Annotated in this window: 2 protein-coding genes; both read right to left on the bottom strand. The window is 44.3% G+C overall.

From position 1 onward, the window contains the following. The coding region (locus ACYVTD_RS13765; RefSeq protein ID WP_461248298.1) for a ribosome-binding factor A at positions 1 to 155 on the bottom strand (155 nt) is incomplete at its 3' end. 12 nt (positions 156 to 167) lie between these two features. Next, positions 168 to 1,038, bottom strand: an 871-nt coding sequence (locus ACYVTD_RS13760; RefSeq protein WP_461248297.1) for a translation initiation factor IF-2, incomplete at its 5' end; no start/stop codon positions are given.

Below are 1,038 nucleotides of genomic sequence, written 5' to 3'. Positions count from 1 at the left end.
ATATACACTTTCGCTTGCGCTAAATCTGGCGTTGTATCGACTTTGGTTATGCTAACAACATCTGCGTTTTGTATTCTTGGGTCTTTTACTTCGCGCAGGTTCAACGAAAGCTCTTTTAGTATCTCCGCGTTTATCTTTTCTATTCTATGGTTCATATAAATTGCCCCCTATTTCATGTCTCTCGCAACTTCAACGATTTCATAAAGTTCGAATACATCGCCGTCTTTGATATCGTTAAATTTCTCGATCGAGCTACCACATTCATAACCCGATTGGACTTCTTTAACGTCGTCTTTAAAGCGTTTTAGGCTGGATAGCTCGCCCTCGTGGATAACGATATTGTCGCGCACAACGCGGACTTTCGCATCGCGTTTTGCCATACCGTCTGTCACATAACAACCAGCAATTGTCCCGACGGCGGAAACTTTGTATGTTTGACGCACTTCCATATGCCCGATAGTTTGTTCCTTGAATTCAGGGCTTAACATACCGTGCATCGCTTGTTCGATTTCTTCGATAAGTTTGTATATAACTCTGTAATATCTAATTTCGATGCCTTGGCGCTCTGCCGAATCTGCCGCGGCTCTTTCTGGTCGTACGTTAAACGCGATGATAATCGCGCCAGAGGCAGAAGCAAGCATAATGTCGCTCTCTGTAACTCCGCCGACACCGCCATGCACGATTTTAACTTGCACTTCTTCGTTTTGTAATTTCTCTAGGCTTTGCCAAACAGCCTCAACCGAACCTTGAACGTCGCCTTTGATAATAAGGTTTAGGTTTTTAAGCTCGTCGCCTTTAGAGAATAATGTCTCTAATGTTATCGCGCCTGATTTTAATTTGTCTGCTTCGCGTCTTTCATTAAACTTGCGCATTTCGGCAATCTTGTTCGCACGCTTTTCATCCTGCATAACATAAAACATTTCGCCCGCGATCGGAGCTTCTGATAGCCCCAAAATTCGAACCGGCACAGACGGTTTCGCTTGCTTAATTTTCTTGCCATGCGAGCTTTCCATAGCACGTACACGCCCAACAACGGAA

It is taken from the genome of Treponema sp. R6D11, from assembly GCF_054786075.1.
This window is presented reverse-complemented; position numbering and strand designations above follow the sequence as displayed.